The organism is Melioribacter sulfuriphilus (genome assembly GCF_052656625.1).
Genome location: NZ_JBQXXK010000001.1, coordinates 340,459 through 364,391 on the forward strand (window position 1 = coordinate 340,459; position 23,933 = coordinate 364,391).

Consider the following 23,933-nt stretch of genomic DNA (forward strand, 5'->3'; position numbering starts at 1 on the left):
CGTAATAATTTGGAGCGGGACCTTCCGAGGACGCTCCGGACCTGGTGGACTGACTGAAGCCGGGTCAATTAAAATTAAATTAATAATTTAAGTCCAAGGAGGTTAAAATGGCACTTCTCAATTCTCTCTTTGCAGGCGTTTCCGGTCTGCGCAATCACCAATCGATGATGGATGTTATCGGTAACAATATCTCGAACGTAAACACAATTGGCTTTAAAGGCTCGCGCGTTACGTTCAGCGACACTTTTAATCAGTTCGTAAAATCGGGTACCAATCCAACTACTACTTCCGGCGGTACTAACTCTTTCCAGATTGGTCTTGGAATGAAGATTAACTCAATTGATCGTAATTGGAACCAGGGCACATTTGAAAGAACTGGAATTACTACTGATTTAGCTTTGCAGGGTCAGGGTCTCTTTATATTAAAAAGTAACGGTCAACAATTCTATTCAAGAGCCGGTGCATTTATTTTTGACGCAGATGGTAAATTAGTAAATCCTCAAAACGGAGCTGTTGTACAGGGTAAAATTGCAAATGGGCTGGGTGAAATTCCTGCTGGCACTACCTTGCAGGATATTGTGATAGACAAAAATCTGAGACTGCCTGCAGTTAAAACAACAACTGTTTCATGGGGTGGAAACCTGCAAAGTAGTTCAACTACTATCAGGACAGACATTGTGGAACTCGTTGGTAACTTGAAAAAAGAAGTCCCAACTTCTACTCAATATTACCCGGGTCCAACAAATACAGATTGGGATGTAAGTACAATTTATAATAAGGATGGTAATGAATATCAGCTCTGGAGCAGGTACGAAGAAGATACCACTGGTGCATGGACGTATTATTATGAAATAAGGGATGAGGATGGAAATCCGCTCGCCACCCCAATTACAGGAAGCCAGGCATTAACATTTGATACCTTAACGGGTGTATGTACTACAAATCAAGTCGTTATTCAAGATACAACTGAAAAAATCGATTATAAACTGAATTTTTCTTCATTAAGTAATTTAATTGCTGATAGCAATGTTGTAACTAGAATAGATAAAGCAGAAGTTCCGGAACCAGTTCTTGGTGCTGTAACAATATTTGATTCATTGGGAAATCCACACACACTTTCTGTAAAATTCGAACATGTCGACAATAATCGCTGGAAGTGGAATGTATCGATACCTTCGACAAGTGGTTCTCTGAGTCCGAATTCGTATGGAGAAATATACTTTGACCCGAATGGACAGATTCAGAGCGTATGGCAGGCTGGAAATCAAGTTACATCGACTCCACCTATTCCTAAAGTGACATTCACTCCAGCAAGTGGTGCCGAAGCTCAAATTATTGATATCGATTTCGGTTCGGGCACTGCAGGAGTAACACAAACCAACCTTACATCTCAAATAGCTGCACTATCACAAAACGGTTCTGCCTCGGCTGCATTATCAAATTTAAATATTGACCAGTACGGTAATATCATCGGAATTTTTTCAAATGGGAATTCCAGAATATTAGCACAAATCATGGTCGCAACTTTTAAGAATTTAAATGCACTGGTAAGTGTTGGTGATAATATGTACAATGTTGCTGCCAACAGTGGTGATCCGCGTATCGACACTCCTGGAGAAAATTCAGTAACTACGATACAATCCGGTGCGCTCGAACAATCGAATGTCGACCTATCAGAAGAGTTCACCAAAATGATTATTTCCCAGAGAGGTTTCCAGGCTAACGCACGTGTTATTACAACCGCCGATAACCTTCTCCAGGAAATTACAAATCTGATCAGATAATTCTTGAAAATTGAAGGGATTGCTCTTTTCAGGGCAGTCCCTTCTTCCTGGTTAAAATTCAATTTTGCTGACTGCAGCAGTATGAACAGGTGACTAATATTAGCCAAACATTAAGCTTGCTTCTATAATTATTTAATGAATTTTAAGGCTTAAATGGATGGCATATTTATTGAAAAATATTAGTCACTATGGCACAAGAAAATGAAAATATCTTAGAACAGTCTGAAAATTCCGGAACCAAAAAAGGTTCCAGTTCAAAAATCCTGATTATTGGATTGCCTCTTTTCATCGTTCAACTCGTTGCGGTTTATTTTATTACCGCCAATATATTGCTGCCCAAAATTCAATCCCACTATGCAGCCACGCAGGATGATGAAGCTCAAATTGGTGATTCTTCGGCTTCCGAAAAAGAAGACGTTGAATTCGGAAAATTTATCTACGTTGTAGAAGACCTTATTATTAATCCTGCTGGAACAGATGGTAAACGTCTTTTGCTTGCTTCGATCGGGTTTGATATTGCAACAGAACAAAATAAAAAGGAACTCGAAGAAAAAGAAGTACTGGTGAAAGACGCAATCATTTCCGTGATGGGCAGTAAAGATATGACTCAGTTGAGCGATGCGCTTTATCGGGATTCGCTTAAAATTCAGATTTCTGATCAAATTAAACAGTTAATGCCCGATATAAAAATTAACAATATTTATTTCAGTAAATATATTCTTCAATAACAATGGCAGAGATACTTTCGCAGCAAGAAATTGATCAACTGCTCGATAACATAAAGAGCGGCCAAAAACAGAAACCTGAAGAGCAGAGCGATAAAGAGAAGGAGGCGGTGCTTTTTGACTTCCGCCTTCCAAATCGTATTTCAAAACACCAGCTCCGCATTATTCGGAGTATCTGCGATAACTTTGGCGAAAGTTTTACATCGTTTCTGGTAACTAAACTCCAAACCAATGTTAACATTAATGTAGCTTCAATCGATCAAATTTATTACTCGGAATACGTACTGTCGGTGTCAAATCCGGCTTGTCTTTATACGTTCAATATCAAGAACACAGATATCAAAGGAATACTGGAACTAAACAACGATCTGGCATTCTTGTTTGTCGATAAGTTGCTGGGTGGCAATGGATTGACAACAAAACAGGTAAAAGTTATTACGCTGATTGAGCAAAAAGTGTTGCAGGTTATCGTCGACCGTATAATGTATGACTTAAAAAAATCGTGGCAAATTATTGACGACCTCGAATTTGAAGTTGAAAAATTTGAGCCTGATATTGACTTCGCACAGATAACCTCGCAAAGCGAATCTGTACTCCTGATTTCTTTCGAACTTATCATTGGTGATCAATCCTACATGATGAACATTTGCTTTGCCACTTTTGCATTTGATGCTATCCTGGCTAAGATGACTACTCAAAAGTTATCCTCAATTAGAGCCACAAAATATTTTGGCGTTACTTCCAGAGAAGTTCTCACCAAACATCTGGCTCAAACAGTCGTTCCGATCACTGTGGAATTTGGTACAACCAAGCTAACTGTAAAAGAAATTATGGAACTTGAAGTAGGAGATATAATCAAATTGAAAAATAAAGTTCACGAAGAACACAAAGTTAAAACCGGCAATAGATTGTTATTCCTTGGCAGAGCCGGTGTATTGAACAATCATAAAGCAATAAAAATAACCGAAAAAGTATTCGAAAAAAAACTCTAAAGAGGGAAATATGAGTGAAAATATCAACAATCCCGATGCAATGGAAAACATGGAAGATAACTTTACTGCTTCCTTAGCTCAGTTCGACGAATTCGACGATTCTACGCGTACATTAGGTGGAGCCGAAGAAAAATTGAATCTTTTGAAAGACCTCCAGATGAATGTTTATATCGAATTGGGCAGAACTCAAATGCAAATAAAAGATATACTCGAACTCGAAAGGGGATACGTCATCGAACTGGAAAAACTTGCCAGTGAACCTGTAGACGTATTTGTTAATAATAAAAAAATTGCCGAAGGTGAAGTAGTGGTTATCGATAAGCATTTTGGCATCAGAATCACTTCCTTGGTTGATCCAGCACAAAGAATTAAGGATATCTATTAATGTCCATATTCGATATAACACAGGCTTTTTTACCGCTTTTACTGGTAATAATTATTTTAGGGATTACTCTCTACTTTGTAAAACGTTACACATTTACGATGAAAGGCGGAAAGCGAGTACCATTGAAGATAGAAGTACTGAGCAACCAGCTTATTATGCCGAAAAAATATCTTTCAATTGTACGCGTGGAAAATAAAATTATATTGTTAGGTGTAAGCGAAGCTGGAATTACTTTAATTAAAGAATTCGACAGTATCGACTTGCCAGAGAATAACGAAGTTCAGGATAATAACCAGAAAAAGTCTTTCTATGAATTGCTCAAGCAGAATTTAGGAATGCGATGAAAAAGTGGATAATTATTGGCATTATATTGTTAAGTGGATTTACATCCCTTCAGGCACAATCTCAGTCGCCAGTTATTCCATTTCCGAAAATTGACCTCGGAATTGGAACTGCCACTTCAGGAGAAGATGTTTCGGTAACTCTCCAGATATTATTGTTGATGACAATACTTGCCTTAGCACCGTCAATTGTAATAATGACAACGGCATATCTGCGCATTATTATTGTATTCCATTTTCTAAAAAGTGCACTCGGCACACAGCAGATGCCACCGTCTCAACTTCTTGCAGGTATTGCGCTCTTTATAACATTTTTTATTATGGCACCCACCTGGTCTCGAGTTAACGAAGATGCACTCTCTCCTCTGATGGATAATAAAATAACCGTAGAAGAAGCTTACAATAAAGGTATTGAGCCAATCAGGGAATTTATGTTTAAAAATACAAGAGAAGAAGACCTCGAGTTGTTTGTCGGACTTTCGAATTTGCCACGACCTGAAACAAGAAAAGATGTACCCACTTATGTATTGATTCCAGCTTTTGTTTTGAGCGAGCTTAGAGTTGGCTTTATTATCGGATTTTTCCTCTTTATTCCTTTCCTGATGGTCGACATGATTATTTCGAGTATTTTGATGTCGATGGGTATGATGATGATGCCGCCAATGATGATTTCTCTCCCATTTAAAATATTGTTATTTATACTCGTCGACGGGTGGAATTTAATAGTTGGTTCTCTTGTAAGGAGTTTTCATTAATGTCCGAAGAATTAATTATAGAAATATTAAAAGACGCATTCTATACGTCCTTTATAATTTTGCTGCCCATTCTCGGGGCTTCATTAATAATCGGTATCTTAATATCAATATTTCAGGCTGCAACGTCGTTGCAGGAAATGACTCTTACATTTGTGCCGAAATTAATTGTAACTGTGCTTGTTATAATTTTTTTGCTGCCATGGATTGCCGAAAAAATGATGTCGCTTACTTATAAAATGTTCACAATGTTCCTTAATGTGATATGATTGCCAATATTTTGGTCTCGGATTTTATATTGTTCATTTTTGTTTTTATGAGAATCGGTGGATTAATATTTACAGCACCGGTACTCTCGTTTAGAGGCTTTCCGATACTGGCAAGAATATTTCTATCAATTGTAATTGCATATATTGTTTTTTTTACTTTGAATAAGTCAAATATAAATATCAATCTCGATTTTACAAATCAATCGGGATTAATCACTCTGATTCTTTATTCGGTACGCGAACTTTTGATTGGAATGATACTCGGCTTTGTAATGAATTTTATTTTCTGGGCAGTTTCGTATGCTGGGCATTATATCGGATTCGATATGGGACTCATGCTGGCGGATGCACTAAATCCCGTCCAGGAAATACAAACAAACATCGTAGGTGAATTTCTATACTATGCAGCGCTTATGATTTTTCTTATGATTAACGGCCATCATTATTTAATTAGTGGACTGGTGGCATCGTTCAAGGTCGTGCCGATTGGTAAATACGTAATTAATGAACCCGTTTACACTTTGTTAATTAAATATTCGTTTCTCGTTTTTACTATAGCAATTAAAATCGCATCGCCTGTAATAGTATCGTTTTTTCTGGTTCACCTCGCAGAAAGTATTATTGCAAGGGTAATTCCCAACATGCAAATAATATACATAACGCAGCCTTTGAAATCGTTATTGGGACTTTTTATAATATTTTCTTTAATACCATTTTACGTATACGTATTAAAAAATTTACTTGAAGGCTATGAATATCGACTACTCGATTTAATAAAAGCAATGGGACAATAAAGAATGCCGAACTTAGAAGGACAGGAAAAGACTGAGCAACCAACTGGTAAGAAACTCGAAGATGCGCGTCAGAAAGGACAGGTTGCAAAAAGTACCGAAATTAATTCACTTGCAATTTTTGGCAGTGGCCTGATAATTGTCTTTTTATTTAAAAACTACATCGGCGGACAATTCTATGAATTTTCGACAGATATATTTTCAAAACTCAATCATGTAGAAATGAACATTACTGTGCTACAGACATACGCATTAAAATGGGGAATCTTTTATTTAATGTTATTAATGCCGGTACTCTTAGCTGTTTTTGTTGCTTCGATTGTCAGCAATGTGTCGCAAGTAGGTTTTAAAATTACGCCCAAGGCAATTTCCTTATCGCTCGATAAATTTAATCCTTTAAATGGCATTAAAAGAATTTTATTCTCCACGCGCTCCTTCGTCGAATTGGGTAAGTCCCTTCTCAAACTGTTGATTATCAGTATTTTTACTTACTTCATCATTTCTGAACTAATTAGTAAGAGTATTCAGTTAATTGATTTGAGTATTGAAGACACTGTCGAATTTATGCTCGATTCTTCTTTTTCGTTAATATGGAAAATAGTTCTCTTTTTTGTAGTTATTGCTGCAGTGGATTATGTTTTTCAGCGTTATAAATTTAGAAAAGATATGATGATGACTAAAGAAGAAGTAAAAGAAGAATTGAAACAGACGGAAGGCGACCCGATAGTTAAAGGAAGGATAAAGAAAGAAATGATTTCGGCAGTGCGTCGTAGAATGATGCACGAAGTACCCAAAGCAGATGTGGTTATAACCAACCCCACACACGTGGCAGTAGCTCTCAAATACGAAATGGGCAAAGACAATGCTCCTAAAGTTGTTGCCAAGGGCTTGGATTTAGTGGCTCAACAAATTAAAAAGATTGCACAAGAAAATAAAGTGCCGCTATACGAAGATGTCGAACTGGCACGTGCTCTCTACAAAGCTTGTGAAATCGGGGATGAAATTCCAACTAACCTGTTCAAAGCAGTTGCTCAAATTCTGGCTTACATCTATCAAATGAAAAAACTCAAAAAACAGAAGAGCATAATCTGATATGAAACTCTTTGGCAAAAATAGCGATATCGTCCTTGCATTTGGTTTGATATTAATGCTCGGTTTGATGCTTATTCCATTGCCAGCAGGATTCCTCGATTTTTTGCTCTCTTTGAATATAACACTAGCAGTACTTGTTCTGATTGTATCGTTGTATATCCAATCGCCACTTGATATTTCTGTGTTCCCCGGACTTCTACTCGTTCTTACACTGTTTCGTTTAGCGCTCAATATTTCTTCGACCCGTTTAATATTGATTGACGGTTATGCCGGTCAGGTAATCGAATCTTTTGGCTCATTTGTAGTTGGGGGAAATTATGTGGTTGGTTTTATAGTCTTTATAATCCTTGTCATCATTCAATTCATTGTAATCGTAAAAGGTTCGGGAAGAATTTCGGAAGTGGCTGCGCGCTTTACACTCGATGCCATGCCGGGCAAGCAAATGGCTATCGATGCAGATCTAAATACAGGTTTGATAAACGAAGCTGAAGCAAGAAGAAGAAGAGCACAGATCGAAAGGGAAGCTGAATTTTACGGAGCTATGGATGGCGCCAGCAAGTTTGTTAAAGGCGACGCTATTGCGGGACTAATAATTAATGCTATTAACATTGTGGGCGGATTTATAATAGGTGTGGCTCAGAAGGGGATGTCGTTCCTGGATGCAGTCCATACTTATACAATATTAACGATTGGTGATGGACTTGTGTCGCAGATTCCTGCGTTACTTATTTCCACAGCAGCCGGTTTGGTTGTTACGCGTAGTGCATCTGGCACAGCTCTCGATTACCAGATGAAAACTCAATTGTTTTCAAATCCGAGAGTGCTGGCCACAGTTTCGGGTGCAGTTTTCTTATTTGCATTTATTCCCGGCATGCCTACAATCCCTTTCCTAATTCTAAGCGGTGTGCTCGGAACTACTTCGTATATGAACAGAAAAGGAGCCGCTTCGGATACCGTTATTGAAGAAGCCGAAGGCGAACAAATAAAAGAAGAATCGAAACCTGCCGAAGAAAAAGTCGAACAATATTTGCAGGTTGACCCGATCGAAGTCGAAATTGGTTATGGATTAATCAGTCTTGTTGACGAAAAACAGGGTGGTAATTTATTTCAGAAGATATCATCGACGCGAAAAGTAATTGCCCTCGAATACGGGGTTTTAATTCCGCCTGTAAGAGTTAGAGACAATTTACAGCTTTCTCCAAATGAATACGTAATAAAGATTAAAGGAAATGTTGTCGCAACTTATGAGTTGTACCCCGATCGATATCTGGCAATGAATCCGGGAGTTACAGAAGAAGAGTTATCCGGTATTCCTACGAACGATCCAGCTTTCGGACTTCCGAGCTACTGGATAACTCACGAGGAGAAAGAGAAAGCTGAAATGCTGGGTTATACGGTTGTGGATGCTATTTCTGTCCTCGCAACACATTTGCAGGAATCTCTCAAACGAAATTTTGACAAAATACTTTCACGTCAGGAAGTAAAACAATTGTTAGAGAATCTCAAAAAAGAATATCCCGCTGTTGTCGAAGATATTAATCCGGATATCCTCAATCTCGGTATGATTCAAAAAGTGCTTCAGAATCTTTTGAAAGAAGGAATTCCAATTAAAGATTTTGTGAGAATTCTCGAAGCATTGATCGATTATTCAAAGATAACGAAGAATATCGATGTGCTTACAGAATATGTTAGGCATTCAATTGGAGACACTATTGCAAGCCTCTATAAAGATTCAAACGGAGTGATTCACGCAGTTGCATTGGGTGAAAATTTGGAGATGATGATAACCAAATCGCTCCAGGCTCAAAAAGACAATATAATTACACTTGGACTTTCAACCGAAGTGCTGCGTGAATTGAATATCAGAATTCAACAAGAGATAGAAAAATTCAACAATATGGGATATCCTCCAATCATAATAACCTCGGCGGCAATTAGACCATATTTTTATCGACTGGTCAATTCGAGTTTTCCCGACCTCGTTTTGCTCTCTTATAGTGAATTGCCGTCAAATATCGAAATTGAATTTATAGGAAAAGTAGAGGTGGGTAATGCAAATTAAAAAATTTATTGCGCCAACATTACGAGAAGCCAAAGAACAAATGAAAAACGAACTCGGCGGCGAAGCAATAATTCTGGGAACAAGAGTTATCGAAAACGACAGAAGATTTAACCTTAGGAAAATGTTCGAAATAACTGCTGGAGTGGATGAAGAAATTAAAAAAACTCCCACGTTAGATAACGATTACGAATCTGAAAAAGTTGATATCGATGTTGAATTGTCCAAACTAACAAAAAAAATATTTGAGGCTAAAGAAAATAAAAAAGTTATTGCCGAAGAGGTCCATACAAAAACAAAAAAATTGACCACATCGCAGCTTGACGAATATTTTGAAAAATTACTCGATCTGGAGATTAACCGTCAGCTTGCAAAAGAACTAATAGAACAATTAAAGAATTACGACGGTCTGCTCGGAGAATCGAATCTGGAGAGCTATCTGATTGCAGGGATGGCTTCAATGATACCGACCAAAGAATTCAAAATCAAAAAAAATCGGAATACAAAAGTTGCACTTGTAGGTCCTACTGGCGTCGGTAAAACTACTTGTATAGCCAAACTGGCAGTCATTTCAAAAATTATTCACAAACTTAAAGTCGGACTAATTTCGATTGATACATACCGTCTGGGTGCAATCGATCAACTCAGGATATTTTCGGAAATAAGCGATATCGAAATGAGCGTGGCATATGAACCTTCGGATATGCCCCGGCTAATTAAGAAATTCAAAGATAAAGATCTGATATTTATCGATACAGTTGGTAGAAGCCAAAAAAGTAGAGAAAATTTGAATAAGATTAATGAATATCTTGAAGCCGCCGAAGTGGACGAAACTGTATTGGTCGTAAGTGCAACGAGTTCTATGAAAACGCTTTTTGATGTAGCCGAGAAGTTCAAAGTGCTCAATTACAGTTCGGTTATTTTTTCAAAAGCTGACGAAGCAGTAACCTATGGCAATATATTAAACCTGACGAATAAATTTAATTTGCCGGTTATGTTTCTTACGAATGGTCAGGTAATTCCCGACGATATTTTATCCGTCAATCCGGAATACCTTGCCAATGTAATTTATAAAGGAAAGCTCTACTGATGAACGATCAGATAAAACGTTTGCTGGAATTGCGTCGACTGCAAAATAAGAGGGTAGCGAACTCTACTCTTATTGTTTCCGTATGTTCTGGAAAAGGAGGAACTGGCAAATCGTTTGTCTCGTTAAATCTGGCATATAAACTATCGCGACTGAACAAAAAAGTACTTGTGGTCGATTTCGATTTCAACTTATCGAATTTGCATTTACTTTTAAATGAAACTGTAAAAGAACCGCTTTCCAATTTCTTCCATCAAAAAGTTACTTTTGACGAGCTGATCTTTAGATATAACGAAAATTTGCATCTGATTTTTGGAGATTCCGGTAGCAATAATTTCCCGAAAATTACAAATGATTTGATCGAATATTTCTTTATTCATCTCGATAAGTCGGCTCGAAATTACGATTTTATTATTATCGATTCGTCTGCTGGAGCCGATTTGAATACAATGTATCAAATCAGTCGGTCAGATTTGAACTTGATTGTAGCTTCGCCAGAACCGACGGCAATTATGGATGCTTACGTGTTGATTAAGATGATTACTGAGTTAGTTACTGAAAAGCAGTATATGAATATGCCGCAAAACATAGTGGTTATCAATAAAGCCGAAGACAAAGAAGAAGGCGAACAGGCATTTCAAAATTTATCTACTGCTGTGCGCCATTTTCTCAACAAAGAAATAATGCTTCTCGGTGTGATTGGACACGACAGAACTGCATATAAATCAATTATTAACCAGGAATTACTGGTCGAACACTATCCGAATTCTATGGCTGCCCTCCAGATAGAAGACCTGGCACATCGTTTCCTGAATATTGCACAGATGGCTAATAGTAGCCAGCTTTTCAGTCAAAAACCCTCAATATAGCCTAAAAATAAAGCTTTTCGAATGGTATAGTCTTTGCCTCTTTCTTAATCAAAATAATTGGAGAGGTGATGAACAAAATAATAATGCAGTTCGGATTACTCGTTTTCTTCTTTTCCGTTATTTATTTTGTTCAAAAGGGGCTCGATGTAACGCGAGTAATACTGAATTCCCTTTCGATATTTCTCCTTTTGACGATAATGTTAAGTTTCGTCACAATCAGTTTAATCAAAGCCATCAATCGCAATTCGCTCGAAAAAATAAAAGAAGAACCATCAGGAAAAGACAGTAATGAATAAAAACGAACAATTATGGGAATCCTTCAAGGCGCATCCTTCGCCTGAATTGAAGAAAAAGATAATACTCAACTACATCAATCTTGTCCATTATGTAATCCACAAAACAAATCTCAATCAAAGCGAATTATTCGACAGGAGAGATTTTTTTCAATTTGGCATCGAAGGTTTAAGCGAGGCAATCGATCGTTTTGACCCGGATTACGGGACAAAGTTCGAAACGTATGCAATCCAAAGAATACGAGGCAAAATTTACGATGAAATTCGTAAGTACAGTCATAAATACGAAATGATTGGCGAACCTGAACCGGTTGCCACAATTAGCAGCGGAACGGTATCGCTCAACAGCAATTATATCGAAGAAGAGGGAATGCAGGTCTACGAGATGATGGCCGACGATAGCGAGGAGCCTCTTCAGATTCTTGAAAAAAATGAAATGAAAGAAAGACTCGTTAAGATTATCAAGGAATTGAGTGAGCGCGATAGAATGTTGATTACTCTTTATTATTATGAAGAACTAAACTATCAGGAGATTGCAAAAGTTTTGAATATAACCGTATCGCGCGTATCTCAGTTGCATTCTAAGATAATGAAAATACTCAAACAAAAACTGACAGAAAAAAATGGTTGAACAGGGAACAACAGATATCAAAGAAAAGATACGCAAGCAGCTATCAGGGATTGGCAATATACCTGCTGTGCCACAGGTAATAGCTGAAGTTTCTCAGATGCTCGACAATGAAATGACCAGTGCTTCGGATCTTTGCAAAGTAATTTCGAGGGACCAGGCGCTGGCAGCCAAAATTCTTGCCGTTGCGAATTCTCCGCTCTACGGTTTACCCCGCAGAGTTTCTACCATAGAATTTGCCGTTGTAATTATCGGTTTTGATCACATCAAAAATATTCTTCTGGCGCTTTCTCTTCTCGATACATTTAAAGTAAGAAATGCAAAAGATTGGAATCATCAGGATTACTGGCGACATTCGATTCTAACTGCCACCGGCGCTAAAAGAATTGCCGACGATTTACGCTATCCCAGGTCGGGCGAAGTTTTTACTGCCGGTCTATTGCACGATCTGGGACTGGTTATTCTTTATAAATACATGAATTACGATTACAAACAAATAATTGAATTGGTTGAAAATCAGGGATTGAGTTTTCTTGAAGCCGAAAATAAAATTCTCGGTTATACTCATAGTCATATAGCGGAATTTCTATTGGACAAGTGGAATTTCCCCCGAAATATAGTTGATGCCGTGGTTAATCATCACACACCATCTGAATCGGAATATAATCCCGTTTTGACTTCGCTCGTCCATTTAACTGACTATATGACTCAAAAATTTAATATCGGGGCTTTTATGTGCGACAACAATATGCCTCTGGACGACAATATTCTCGATATACTTCAATTCGGAAATATGGAATATCTCGAACAATTTATTGAAAGTTATAAACCTTTATTTAATCAACATTTTGAATCACTAAACAGATAAGAGCAATGAACACAATAGTATTTGACCAGGCACAAAAAAGGGAACGTACACAACTCGTATTGAAGCGCGTAACGACGCTCTCGCCGGTACCTAAAATACTTTCCGAAGTTCTGGAATTGTTGAAAGATCTCAATACAAGTCCACAAAAACTGGCTAAAGCTATTTCGAAGGACCAGAGCATAGTGGTTAAAATTCTTACTATAGCCAATTCGCCCTTTTATGGACTAGCCAAAAGGGTATCGTCCATCGAGTATGCCATTATGATTTTGGGCTTCAATGAAATCAGAAATATTGTTATGGCGCTTTCGTTGATGGAAACTATGAAAAATAAAAACGATGAATATATGAACCAGAAAAACTTCTGGCTTCATTCATATATAACTGCAACAACTGCAAAAAAGATTGCCGACGATATGAATATTCGTGAAAGCAACGATGTGTTTATTGGCGCATTGCTTCACGACCTGGGCATATCGGTTATCCATCGATATATGCATTCAGACTTTGTAAAAATCAAAGAAAGCGTGGAAAAGGGTTCGAAATATTCAGAGGCCGAAAATCAACAACTTGGTATGGACCATCAGATGGTCGGCTATACTCTTTTACGCAACTGGAATATTCCAGAGCATATTTGCGAAATGGTAAAATATCACCACAATCCTCAACAATCGACAAATACAAAAATTCTATCCTCAATTATTCATCTGAGCGATTATATGACTCAGAAACTCGATATCGGAAAATTTGATTGGGATAATGACCTCGAATTAAATGCCGAAGCAGCTACCATTCTGCAGTTTAAAGATATGCAGGAAATTGAAGAATTTATTGAGAGTTACAGAGAACCAATTTCATCACAAATAGAATCATTGAGGAATTTGCTTTGAGAGTAATTAAAGATAATACCGCGCGATTCGAATCGTTCTCGAAATCGCTTCAATACTATACGAAAGGAAACTCGTCAGGGGATTTCCAGCTGATTAATATCGAAACTCATCGTTCGAGAAACAATTTGTTCGAAAAGTACAACTACATCATTCAATCGCTTTTTACTTTTCAGAAAAAATTTGCGGGTCTGAAAAATATCGATGAGATCCATTCTTTGTTCAGCCATCATGTTAAGATGATCATCTCTTCCAAAGAAGTCGATTTATTTATGTTTGACGATTCGCGCACAATCTTAAACTCTGTAAGTACAAACTCGTCGGTGCTCCAGAATAAATTGGTCAATAAAGCCTTTAAAAACGGAATACTGGATTGGATATTCGAAACACAAAAGCCGACACTTATTCCGGATTTAAGTTCAATTACAGGTGAAGGCTCGAAATTATATCAAACAATCTTTCCGGTTTATTTTCAGAAAAATCCGATTGGAGTGGTGTCGCTCTTAGGACCGGCTTATAAGATATCTGAGGACTCGCTCGAAAATCAGGCCATCTATATTTTGTTGAGTTCAGTTGTACCACAAATTATCTCAATACAGCAGAAAAATAAAATAAACAAACTCTACGACGATTTACACACTTACGAGTCTAAATTAAATAATGATTTCAGACTTTATGCCGTCGGAGAATTTGCCGAAGGCATTATTCACGATATGCTCAACTCGCTGCAGGTTATTTTGAGTAATGTTGATTATATCGAAAGTTTGAATACAGGCGTTGAAACCGAAATTTTCGAAAAAATAAGAGAACGAGTAGAACGACTCAGCGGCCTGTCTCAAAAGCTTTTCAAATTCAATGAAATAAATAAAAACTTTGAAAAACAAAATTTGCCGTGCGACCTCAATTCTCTGGTAAAAGATTTCTATGGCGTGGTTGTAGCAACTCTCAAAAGTCTAGAACTTGAATGTGAACTCGACCTGGAAGATAATATTCCACCAGTACTTGCAAACGCTAAAGAGATTAAGCAAATCCTAACGAATATCTTTTCAATGATTAAAAAGAAATCGAAACGCGGCAGCGGTATCGTAATTCAAACTAAATATATTAACGAAGTTATTGTCCTCTCTGTTTTTGTTACAGATTACTGGGAAGATTTCGGAAAATCGACAGACTATATATCCAATCTGACTATAAAGATTGTCGGTGAATTAATGAAAAAATGTGACGGCAAAATCGAATACGACTCGATGCCGCTAAAAGGTACTTCTATTCATTTGTTATTCCCATTAAAAAGGAAGTTAACAAGATGAAAGTTCTGGTTGCAATATTGATCCTCTTAGCTGGCTTCTCTACTCAGGCACAGGAAGATACGCTCTCTTTGCAAACGGCTTATGAAGACGACGTTCAAGACTCGATCGATATAAGAGAACTCGTCGCTCAACAAATTCTTATGGCAAAAATTAAAAACGAAAATAATGCAGTTAAAGAGCCTGATATTATTGAAACAGCTCCTGAATATGAAAACGAGATGCCCGTAGTGATTAATAAGAAAAAATCGTTTTATCAATTGTATCTGGAATTGCCGTTTAATATAAAACTATTGATTTCCTTCTCGGCGTTTTTATTCGTCCTAATCTTCATTCGAAGAGCCGTGCTTAGAGCACAGAAAATGTCGAAGAAGAAACTGAAAAATAACATCGGAATGATGAGACAAGAAAAATTGCAGCTGGTAACCGACCACAGAAAAAGTAAATTCAGAAAAGAATTATTGAACAATCCTGTAATAAATAAATTGAATGATAAAAATATTAGCAAGAAGGCTAAGGAACTCAAAGTGGCGCAGGGTGAGTTGATGCTGGCAGCCAGGCTTAAATATTACGAGTTTCATAACTGAGGAGTTTATATGATTAAAGGAATTTATACTGTTGCAAGAGGGATGGTGCAGAGATCGCAGAATATCGACATCATTGCCAATAATATTGCCAATATTAACACAACCGCATATAAAAGAGAAATTCCGTTCTCCGAGTATATAAACGAAGCGGGCGAAGCTCAATTCAAAAAATTAACAAGCATGCAGCAGGGTGAAGCTGTACTTACTTCAAATCCTCTCGACGTTGCCATTTATGGAAAAGGTTTTTTTATGATTAAAAACAGAAACGGTGAGTACGAATTGACTCGAGACGGTCGATTTCGACTTTCGGACGACGGCTATCTTGTCGACGGACAGGGGAATAGAGTGCAGGGCAAGGGCGGCGAAATTTATATGGGTGAATTGATCAGGAATAAAGATGCGGAAGTTAAAATTTCCAATAACGGAGAAATTAGAGTTGGCAACCAATACATTGATACGATCCTCGTTGTAGACGTAGAATTTCCGGAAAGTTTAAACCGTATTGGTGCTTCGAACTTTTTGCTGGAAAATCAGCCATTTAAAGAATTGAATGAAAATGATTTCAAACTGGCACAGGGATATCTGGAAGAATCGAATACGAATCCGATTCTGGAAATGGAAGCGATGATTTCGTTGAACAAATCGTATGAGACGTCACAAAAAATAATAAATGTGCTTGATCAGTCACTTGATCATGCAAATCAAATTGGCAAAATATAAACGAGGTAGATTATGCCGACGAGAGCTTTGAGAACGGCTGCATCCGGAATGTACGCGCAACAGATTAATATCGAAGTTATATCGAACAATATAGCAAACATCAACACAACCGGTTTTAAGAAAAACCGAGCCGACTTCCAGGATCTGATGTATCAGGAGGTCAACATCAATCCATTGACAAGCTCAACGCCAGGTGTTTATGAAACTACGAACAATAAAATCCAGATAGGAAATGGTGTCAAGCCGGCTTCGACTCAAAAAATTTTCAAACAGGGAGACCTGATAGCGACAAACAATCAGATGGATCTGGCAATCTACGGCGACGGATTTTTCCAGGTACGCAAAAGTGACGGAACTTTCGCTTATACTCGTGATGGTTCCTTCAAACTAAATGCCGACGGTAGAATCGTAACTTCAAGCGGATACGAACTCGATCCAGGTTTTACTATTAATAATGACGTAGTAAATTTAATGATTGCCAAAGATGGTACTGTCGAAGCTGAATTGGTGGACGGTTCACGAGTTACACTTGGCAGCATCGAAATAGCCCGATTTATGAATAACGGTGGTTTGGTTGCACTCGGTGACAATTTGTATGGAGAAACCCCCGCTTCCGGGCAACCAATACTCGGCACACCAGGTGAAGACGGCTACGGCGAAATTCATCAGGGCTATCTCGAAACTTCCAACGTCGATATAGTTGAAGAAATGATTGCAATGATTGCTGCTCAGCGTGCTTACGAAATCAATTCAAAAACTGTTAAAACAGTTGAAGATATGATGACAATGGCAAACAATCTGAAGAGGGGATAATGTTAGCAATATTCTTAATCATATTGCTTCAACTATTTCCTGAGGATTCGTTCAAATCGAAACTGCAAAATTATTTGTCAGAAAAATTGTCGGAGTATTCCAGATTTTCTTACAAAGTTAACGGTCTTCCTATCAACAATAGTAGAATTGAAATTGACGATAGTCGACAGATGAGGATTAGTAACAGATATGCTTTCTTGCCAGTGCAGGTTTACGATGCATACAACAATATCAGCAACTCGTTTATAACCATTGAAATTGAACTTTATAAAACTGTGCTCACTGCAAATAGAAAAATTAAAAAAGGAGAAATACTGAACGCAGACATGTTCGATTCTTCAGAAGTCGAAATAACGTCGATTAAAGGGACTCCACTTTTCAAAATTGATGAAATTGCAGGAAAAAGAAGCAGAACCGATATTAATGAGGGTGTGGTAGTGACGGAAGAAATAATTGAACCTGTACCCGACATTTATCTTGATAGTAAAGTTACACTCCATGTTATAAAAGGAAATGTAGATGTTTCGGTCGAAGCAACAGCGCGTCAGGAAGGAAGAATTGGTGAGATAATTAGAGTAATTACAGCTGATAATAAAATATTCAAAGCAAGAATAATCGACAAGAAAAACGTAATACTGGAAGACTAATATGAAAAATATAATGATTTTATTAATAGTTACGACCGCAACTGTATTCGGTCAAAATATGCGACAGAATTCGCTCTATTCTCTTTTTGCTGATAACAAAGCTGTTGGAATCGGCGATGCAATTACAATTATTGTTATGGAATCTTCACAGGCATCAAATAACGCTGAGACAACTACAGGCAGGACGAGCAATATCGGAGGTAATTTTTCGGGTAATATGGACAGCACTCCTTTACCAAAAGCAGATGGAAGTCTGGGCACAACTAATACTTTCGAAGGTACCGGTTCTACAAAAACTACCGGTCTTGTAAGAACTAAAATAAGCGCGCTGGTCGATACAGTTTATGCAAATGGCAACATGTTAATTACTGGCAGCAGAAAAATTGTAATCAATGGAGAAGAGCAGGTTATAAAAATAAAAGGAATTGTAAGACCGAGTGACATAATGCCGGACAATTCCGTTTATTCATATAATATATCGGAAGCGGAAATTACATTCGAAGGTAGCGGTATGATCGACCGTTCTCAAAGTCCAGGCTGGCTAACCAGGTTATTCCATTGGTTATTTTAAGGTGTGAAAATGAAAATTAAGGCAACAGTATTACTATTTATTCTAATGACGACCTTGAATGCACAGCGCATCAAGGATATTGCATATTTAAATGGAAATGACGCCGAACAAATAATCGGGTATGGATTGGTTGTCGGTCTTGCTGGAACGGGTGACAGTTACAGGTCGTCCTTTACGATTCAATCAGTAACAAGCATGCTAAAACGGTTTGGAATTACAGTCCCGCAGGAGGATATCCGAACCAAAAATGTAGCTGCAGTAATGGTTACTGCTACGTTGAATGCAAATTTGAAACCTGGCGCTGAATTCGATGTAACCGTATCTTCAATTGGAGATGCTACAAGTCTTCAAGGCGGTACATTGCTAATGACCCCATTATCTGGAATAAACGGGCGGGTCTACGGTTTTGCTCAGGGACCAATTTCAGTGGGTGGTTACGATGTCAATACTTTTTCAGGCAATAGAATTTCAAAAAATCACTCACTCGCCGGTAGAGTGCCACGCGGAGGTAGATTAAAGGAAGCCGTCTCTTTTCCTGATTTATATGAATCAGAAGTTGCCGTCTATCTTAAAGAGCCTGATCTTACGACAGCAAACAATATAAGTAACGCTATAAATACAACATTTGGCGGCAATATTGCAAGAGCTGTCGATGCAGCTGAAGTAAGAGTGTCGGTACCGCAGGAGCGTCAAAATAATTTAATTGGTTTTCTGGCAGAACTTGAAAACATTAACGTGGAAGTGGATGAAGTTGCTCGCGTTGTGCTCAATGAGAGGACCGGTACAGTAGTGGCTGGCAGCAATGTTAAAATTCAACCGGTTTCGATCACACACGGCGGTTTGAATATACAAATCCGTTCTTACCCGATAATCTCTCAACCCAATGCATTCTCGAGAGGTGAGACAATCGTATTAAATAATCTGGTACCGTATGTTTCACAGGATTCAACTAAAACGGTAGCCATACAGGGTGCAACTAATGTTCAGGAAGTTGCAGCTGCATTAAATTCGCTCAAGGTATCGCCGCGCGATATAATTGCTATTTTCCAGGCTCTCAAAGAAGCTGGAGCATTAATTGCAGAATTGGTGATAATGTAATATGAATAATTTGAGTGTAAAAATAACCGAACCGGGCAAGCATCTCAATCAGATGCAAAATGTCAATGAACGCTACGACAGTAAGCAAAAATCAAAAATTGCTCAAGCGGCATTGCAATTCGAAGCGCTCTTTACATCGATGCTACTTCGCTCGATGAATAGTGCTACTGAAGAAATATTTGATAACAGCGAAAATGAATTCGGTGTTAAAAATAATTCCAACTTATTCGGATTGCCCGACGGCTTCGATGCAATTTTTGAACAACAGTTTGCTGACTTTATGACCAGGGGTAAAAGTATTGGCATCGCAGACGCCGTCTATAAAAAAGTCACCGGTGAAGAGTTGCCCAAAAATATTAAGACAAGCTCTTTCAAGCGGACAGTTGATGTGGATACAAGAAAATATGATACTGAATTCAAAAGTGTTAAACCTGCGTCGGATTCTTTGAATCGTCTCAGGAAATATGAGGATATTATCGACAAGGCATCGAATGAATTTGGAGTTGACAAAAATCTGATCAGGTCGGTTATACTGGCTGAGTCGGCCGCTAATCATAATGCCATATCTCCGGCAAAGGCAAAAGGACTCATGCAATTGATTGATTCGACTGCAACAGAGATGGGTGTAAAAAACAGTTTTGATCCAGAACAGAATATCTTTGGAGGCACTAAATATCTGGCTAAAATGCTTCGACAATACAATGGAAATCTGAAGCTTGCACTGGCGGCTTATAACGCCGGACCAAATAATGTTGAAAAATACAATGGTATTCCTCCTTTCAAGGAAACACAAAGATATATTGAAAAAGTAATTTCTTATTTAAATCATTTTAATGAGAATGAATCATGAACTTAGAAAAGTTAATTGAATCTCTAAGAAGGCAGGAAAAAAATTTTAGCGAGCTTCTTGATACAATCAAAACCAAAAAAGAAGCATTGCTAGAAAACGATATTCCAAAACTCGACAAAGCCGTCGATGCAGAACAAAAATTGCTCCATTTAATTCAAAAAGAAGAGCGAGAAAGAAAGCGACTTACATATGTATTCGCAACGGAAAATTCAATCGACTTAAAAAACGCATCGATTGAAGAGTTGTTGAATAAATTGCCAAATCTAAGCAGTCAATTAAAGAATCTTAGGGATTCAATTAAAGAAAAAGCTGCTGAAATTATAAAAATTAATTCTCAGCTTACGGTTTTAGTTGGAGTATCGCGTAATCTTATTCGTGATACTGTAACTACATTACTGAGCAAAAGCAAAAAATCGCTTGTTAATAAAAGAGTTTAGTTATGGGTATTGGTAAAATATTCGATATATCTGTGCGTACGATGGCAACATACCAGCGTGCTCTGGATGTGACTTCTCAAAACGTATCGAATGCTGGTAATGAGGAATATACACGTCAGAAAGTTGTATTTGGGACTGAACAAACTCAAGCTGGTATCGGAATGGGTGTTAAAATTCAGGATGTAGTTCGTGTGAAAAACGATTTGATTGATAAGCAGATTTATCAATACCAGTCGACTTATTCAGATGCCAATAAACGTTCAGAGTTACTTCAACAGGTCGAAACAATATTAGCTGAACCCGGAGATTACGGATTATCGAGCTATTTCAACCAATTCTTTAATTCGTGGAGTCAGCTGGCTACAAATCCAACATCGATCCAGTATCGTACTCAGATTGTTCAAAATGCTCAACGACTCAGTGAACGTTTTAAGGAGGTATATGATAGTATCAGCTCCATACAGCATCTTCTAAAAAATGAAACCGTATCGAAAGTAAACGAAATGAATTCTTACTTAAAAGAAATATATGATTTAAATAGGAAAATTTATGATAGCGAAGCAGTTGGAATTAAAGCCAGCGAGCTTAAGGATAGAAGAGATTTACTGTTGAGTGAGTTAAGTAAATTGGCAAATATAACAATCAGCAATAATGAATATGGCACTGTGACGGTTAGTGTTGGTGGTGTTCTAGCAGCCGACCGTAATGTGTATACTGAATTTACAGTAAAACTTGATGGGACAAAATTAAAAGTTGTACCTAAGTCGGATGAAAGTAGTTCTGTAGTACTTAATAACGGTGAATTGTACGCACTCACAGATCTTTATTCTAAGCAAATTCCAAAGTACAAAACCGACTTGGAAAACCTTGCCAATGTATTCATCGACAAAGTTAATGAATTGCACCGACAGGGATATACACTGGTTCAAAGTGGCTCGTCGTCTACCGATATCCCGTTTTTTGGGACGCTTAGCGGCGGATCAGTGGTCGATGCTTTCGTTGACGGAAAGATTAAGATCAATCCGGATATATTAAACAATCCAAAAAACATTGCCGCTTCTGGAGTGGCAGATAATGACGGAAATTCCGACAATGCAGTTAACATTGCAGGACTGGCGGACGTAAAATTTAGCGAACTTGGCGATCAGACTATGCTCGAAGCTTATTCTACATTCCTGAATAATTTCGGTCTGGAAAAAGTCCAAAGCGATAATCGAATTGAAACCAGCGAAATGGTTCTACAACAATTGAACCTTCAAAAGTCGTCTTACTCGGGCGTATCGATAGACGAGGAGATGACTAATGTGATTAAATACCAGCGCTCCTACGAAGCAGCTGCTCGATTAATACGTGCAGCTGATGAAATGCTCGAAACGATAATTCAAATGGTCTAACAGATGAGAATAACTGAAAACATATTGACAAATAAATATCTTTATAACCAAGATAAGATTAACAACGAAAAAGTTAAGATTCAGAATCAATTGATAACTAACAGTCGCATTGAAAAATTGAGCGACGATTTGTTTAACTCGCTTGAAATTATCAATATCGATTCTCAAGTAAAAAAAATAGAAACCTATCAGAAGAATATCGAGTATTCGAAAGAATTTGTAAAATTCACTATCAATTCATTAGATAATATTGTAGGCGAGACACAAAAAATTATTACACACGTTGTTAACATAGATAATGCGGTAAATGCTAATTTTAGCACGGTCGCTCAGTCTGTACGTGCTTCGTTAGAAGCGATTGTGCAAAATTTGAACGCAAAATACAACGATATGTATTTATTTGCAGGTACAAATTATTCGACTGATCCATGGTCAATTGACAGTAATGGGGAGGTAGTTACAAATTCTGCCGACATGAGCGGCGAGGTCAAAGTGCAGATCTCCAGTGGTATCAAGGATAGTATCAATGTCCCAGGCTCTAAAATCGAAAGCAGCGATTTGCTATCTACAATCAACGACATTATAGACTCGCTCGATTCAGGCACTGTACCAAGTCAAACGTTAAAAGATAGATTGAATGCAGCATACAAAGAAATCCTTTCGATAGAGTCGTTGACCGGTGAAAAATATAACAGATTGGAGGACATCTATACAATCCTCGATAACCAAAAACTTGATGCTCAGGACATGCTTTCGAAAAGGAAAGAAATAGATCCTGCTGAATTGTCGATTAAGTTACAGTATCAAGATTATCTACTGCAGTTGTCATATAAATTAGCCTCATCAATTTTACCCAAATCAATTCTGGACTATATGTAATGCGAAAATCGGGAGCTTTTATTGGTTTAACATTAGGAATTTTTTCAATATTCGGAGCTTTTATAATCGAAGGTGGTTCGATAAAAGCTCTTTTTATCGTTTCGTCGCTTGTAATCGTTTTTGGCGGTACATTCGCTGCAGTAATTATTGGATTCGGGCTTGATAACTTTAGCAAAATATTTCAATTAATCCGACTTGCATATTTTCCGCCCAAATACGATATAAAAAAGATTGTGGATATATTTATTGAATTGTCGATTAAAGCCCGAAAGGAAGGACTACTTGCCATTGAAAAAGATATTGTCAAATTTCCTTACAGCTTTCCCAGGAAAATGACAAAATATGCAATCGACGGAATTGATCCCGAATCGATTTATTCCCTTGCACAGATGGAAATAAAGGCAATGCAGGAACGGCATTACTCAAATATCTTTTTGTTTACAAAAATGGGAGGTTATGCTCCCACAATGGGAATTATTGGTACCGTTATGGGTTTGATTATGACGCTCGCAAATGCAGGAGCTGATCCGGACTCGTTGATTAAAAATATTGCTACTGCCTTCATTGCCACTTTGTGGGGTGTATTCAGTGCAAATATTATCTGGTTGCCAATTGGAGACAGACTTAAAAAATGCCATTTGGAAGAAAAAAATATGATGGAAGTAACTCTGGAGGGAGTAGTTACTCTCCTAAGTGGAGAGATTCCTTCGATAATGAAAGCGCGTCTGGTTGGAATGCTTCCGACTTCCGAACAGTACGAAAAAATAAGCGCTTAGATAACGAAGAAGAATTCCTTTTCAGAGAAGATAGT

The 23,933-nt window shown here is 37.7% G+C and carries 28 protein-coding genes; all 28 read left to right on the top strand.

Annotated features, from left to right (window positions below; translation table 11 throughout):
• Positions 1 to 107: 107 nt before the first annotated feature.
• The 28 genes from ACUN8G_RS01530 to ACUN8G_RS01665 all read left to right on the top strand — a co-directional run bounded on the left by ACUN8G_RS01530 (position 108) and on the right by ACUN8G_RS01665 (position 23,898).
• The gene (locus ACUN8G_RS01530; RefSeq protein ID WP_437347036.1) at positions 108 to 1,784 is read left to right on the top strand and encodes a flagellar hook protein FlgE; all 1,677 of its coding nucleotides are present in this window, start codon (positions 108 to 110) and stop codon (positions 1,782 to 1,784) included.
• 188 nt (positions 1,785 to 1,972) lie between these two features.
• Complete coding sequence (locus tag ACUN8G_RS01535; RefSeq protein ID WP_437347037.1) at positions 1,973 to 2,512, top strand: flagellar basal body-associated FliL family protein; 540 nt, start codon at positions 1,973 to 1,975, stop codon at positions 2,510 to 2,512.
• Between the two features lie 2 nt (positions 2,513 to 2,514).
• The gene (gene fliM, locus ACUN8G_RS01540; RefSeq protein WP_437347038.1) at positions 2,515 to 3,501 is read left to right on the top strand and encodes a flagellar motor switch protein FliM; all 987 of its coding nucleotides are present in this window, start codon (positions 2,515 to 2,517) and stop codon (positions 3,499 to 3,501) included.
• 10 nt (positions 3,502 to 3,511) lie between these two features.
• Entirely contained in the window at positions 3,512 to 3,886 is a 375-nt protein-coding gene (gene fliN, locus ACUN8G_RS01545) for a flagellar motor switch protein FliN (protein ID WP_437347039.1), read from the top strand.
• Entirely contained in the window at positions 3,886 to 4,230 is a 345-nt protein-coding gene (locus tag ACUN8G_RS01550; RefSeq protein ID WP_437347040.1) for a flagellar biosynthetic protein FliO, read from the top strand. The genes fliN and ACUN8G_RS01550 overlap by 1 nt, the downstream gene beginning before the upstream one ends.
• Positions 4,227 to 4,982: a flagellar type III secretion system pore protein FliP gene (fliP, locus tag ACUN8G_RS01555; protein ID WP_437347041.1), complete on the top strand. Its 756-nt coding sequence runs from the start codon at positions 4,227 to 4,229 to the stop codon at positions 4,980 to 4,982. The genes ACUN8G_RS01550 and fliP overlap by 4 nt, the downstream gene beginning before the upstream one ends.
• Positions 4,982 to 5,248, top strand: a complete 267-nt coding sequence (locus tag ACUN8G_RS01560; RefSeq protein WP_437347042.1) for a flagellar biosynthetic protein FliQ — start codon at positions 4,982 to 4,984, stop codon at positions 5,246 to 5,248. Before fliP ends, ACUN8G_RS01560 begins: the two co-directional genes overlap by 1 nt.
• Complete coding sequence (gene fliR / locus ACUN8G_RS01565; RefSeq protein WP_437347043.1) at positions 5,245 to 6,042, top strand: flagellar biosynthetic protein FliR; 798 nt, start codon at positions 5,245 to 5,247, stop codon at positions 6,040 to 6,042. Before ACUN8G_RS01560 ends, fliR begins: the two co-directional genes overlap by 4 nt.
• 3 nt (positions 6,043 to 6,045) lie before the next feature.
• Positions 6,046 to 7,131, top strand: a complete 1,086-nt coding sequence (gene flhB / locus ACUN8G_RS01570) for a flagellar biosynthesis protein FlhB (RefSeq protein WP_437347044.1) — start codon at positions 6,046 to 6,048, stop codon at positions 7,129 to 7,131.
• A 1-nt stretch (position 7,132) separates the two neighbouring features.
• Positions 7,133 to 9,193 carry a flagellar biosynthesis protein FlhA gene (gene flhA, locus ACUN8G_RS01575; RefSeq protein ID WP_437347045.1) on the top strand — a complete coding sequence of 687 codons (2,061 nt, stop codon included), beginning with the start codon at positions 7,133 to 7,135 and terminating at the stop codon, positions 9,191 to 9,193.
• Entirely contained in the window at positions 9,183 to 10,280 is a 1,098-nt protein-coding gene (gene flhF, locus ACUN8G_RS01580; protein ID WP_437347046.1) for a flagellar biosynthesis GTPase FlhF, read from the top strand. Before flhA ends, flhF begins: the two co-directional genes overlap by 11 nt.
• A complete protein-coding gene (locus ACUN8G_RS01585) occupies positions 10,280 to 11,146 on the top strand; it encodes an AAA family ATPase (protein WP_437347047.1) in 867 nt (288 codons plus the stop codon). Before flhF ends, ACUN8G_RS01585 begins: the two co-directional genes overlap by 1 nt.
• A gap of 68 nt (positions 11,147 to 11,214) precedes the next feature.
• The gene (locus tag ACUN8G_RS01590; protein ID WP_437347048.1) at positions 11,215 to 11,442 is read left to right on the top strand and encodes a hypothetical protein; all 228 of its coding nucleotides are present in this window, start codon (positions 11,215 to 11,217) and stop codon (positions 11,440 to 11,442) included.
• Positions 11,435 to 12,070, top strand: a complete 636-nt coding sequence (locus tag ACUN8G_RS01595) for a sigma-70 family RNA polymerase sigma factor (RefSeq protein WP_437347049.1) — start codon at positions 11,435 to 11,437, stop codon at positions 12,068 to 12,070. Before ACUN8G_RS01590 ends, ACUN8G_RS01595 begins: the two co-directional genes overlap by 8 nt.
• Positions 12,063 to 12,935 (top strand): HDOD domain-containing protein, encoded by an 873-nt coding sequence (locus ACUN8G_RS01600; RefSeq protein WP_437347050.1) that lies wholly within the window; start codon positions 12,063 to 12,065, stop codon positions 12,933 to 12,935. The genes ACUN8G_RS01595 and ACUN8G_RS01600 overlap by 8 nt, the downstream gene beginning before the upstream one ends.
• 5 nt (positions 12,936 to 12,940) lie before the next feature.
• Positions 12,941 to 13,822 carry an HDOD domain-containing protein gene (locus ACUN8G_RS01605; protein WP_437347051.1) on the top strand — a complete coding sequence of 294 codons (882 nt, stop codon included), beginning with the start codon at positions 12,941 to 12,943 and terminating at the stop codon, positions 13,820 to 13,822.
• Complete coding sequence (locus tag ACUN8G_RS01610; RefSeq protein ID WP_437347052.1) at positions 13,819 to 15,129, top strand: sensor histidine kinase; 1,311 nt, start codon at positions 13,819 to 13,821, stop codon at positions 15,127 to 15,129. Before ACUN8G_RS01605 ends, ACUN8G_RS01610 begins: the two co-directional genes overlap by 4 nt.
• Entirely contained in the window at positions 15,126 to 15,713 is a 588-nt protein-coding gene (locus ACUN8G_RS01615; protein ID WP_437347053.1) for a hypothetical protein, read from the top strand. Before ACUN8G_RS01610 ends, ACUN8G_RS01615 begins: the two co-directional genes overlap by 4 nt.
• A 9-nt stretch (positions 15,714 to 15,722) precedes the next feature.
• Entirely contained in the window at positions 15,723 to 16,433 is a 711-nt protein-coding gene (locus ACUN8G_RS01620; RefSeq protein WP_437347054.1) for a flagellar hook-basal body protein, read from the top strand.
• 12 nt (positions 16,434 to 16,445) lie between these two features.
• A complete protein-coding gene (gene flgG / locus ACUN8G_RS01625) occupies positions 16,446 to 17,246 on the top strand; it encodes a flagellar basal-body rod protein FlgG (RefSeq protein ID WP_437347055.1) in 801 nt (266 codons plus the stop codon).
• A complete protein-coding gene (gene flgA, locus ACUN8G_RS01630) occupies positions 17,246 to 17,893 on the top strand; it encodes a flagellar basal body P-ring formation chaperone FlgA (protein ID WP_437347056.1) in 648 nt (215 codons plus the stop codon). The genes flgG and flgA overlap by 1 nt, the downstream gene beginning before the upstream one ends.
• A 1-nt stretch (position 17,894) precedes the next feature.
• On the top strand, positions 17,895 to 18,464 hold the full coding sequence (locus ACUN8G_RS01635; RefSeq protein WP_437347057.1) for a flagellar basal body L-ring protein FlgH: 570 nt from the start codon (positions 17,895 to 17,897) through the stop codon (positions 18,462 to 18,464).
• A 9-nt stretch (positions 18,465 to 18,473) separates the two neighbouring features.
• Positions 18,474 to 19,562: a flagellar basal body P-ring protein FlgI gene (locus ACUN8G_RS01640; protein WP_437347058.1), complete on the top strand. Its 1,089-nt coding sequence runs from the start codon at positions 18,474 to 18,476 to the stop codon at positions 19,560 to 19,562.
• A gap of 1 nt (position 19,563) precedes the next feature.
• The gene (locus ACUN8G_RS01645) at positions 19,564 to 20,412 is read left to right on the top strand and encodes a transglycosylase SLT domain-containing protein (RefSeq protein ID WP_437347059.1); all 849 of its coding nucleotides are present in this window, start codon (positions 19,564 to 19,566) and stop codon (positions 20,410 to 20,412) included.
• Positions 20,409 to 20,849 carry a flagellar export chaperone FlgN gene (flgN, locus tag ACUN8G_RS01650; RefSeq protein WP_437347060.1) on the top strand — a complete coding sequence of 147 codons (441 nt, stop codon included), beginning with the start codon at positions 20,409 to 20,411 and terminating at the stop codon, positions 20,847 to 20,849. The genes ACUN8G_RS01645 and flgN overlap by 4 nt, the downstream gene beginning before the upstream one ends.
• 2 nt (positions 20,850 to 20,851) lie before the next feature.
• The gene (flgK, locus tag ACUN8G_RS01655) at positions 20,852 to 22,243 is read left to right on the top strand and encodes a flagellar hook-associated protein FlgK (protein WP_437347061.1); all 1,392 of its coding nucleotides are present in this window, start codon (positions 20,852 to 20,854) and stop codon (positions 22,241 to 22,243) included.
• 3 nt (positions 22,244 to 22,246) lie between these two features.
• Positions 22,247 to 23,122 carry a flagellin family protein gene (locus tag ACUN8G_RS01660; protein WP_437347062.1) on the top strand — a complete coding sequence of 292 codons (876 nt, stop codon included), beginning with the start codon at positions 22,247 to 22,249 and terminating at the stop codon, positions 23,120 to 23,122.
• Complete coding sequence (locus tag ACUN8G_RS01665; RefSeq protein WP_437347063.1) at positions 23,122 to 23,898, top strand: motility protein A; 777 nt, start codon at positions 23,122 to 23,124, stop codon at positions 23,896 to 23,898. The genes ACUN8G_RS01660 and ACUN8G_RS01665 overlap by 1 nt, the downstream gene beginning before the upstream one ends.
• The last annotated feature ends 35 nt before the right edge of the window (positions 23,899 to 23,933 follow it).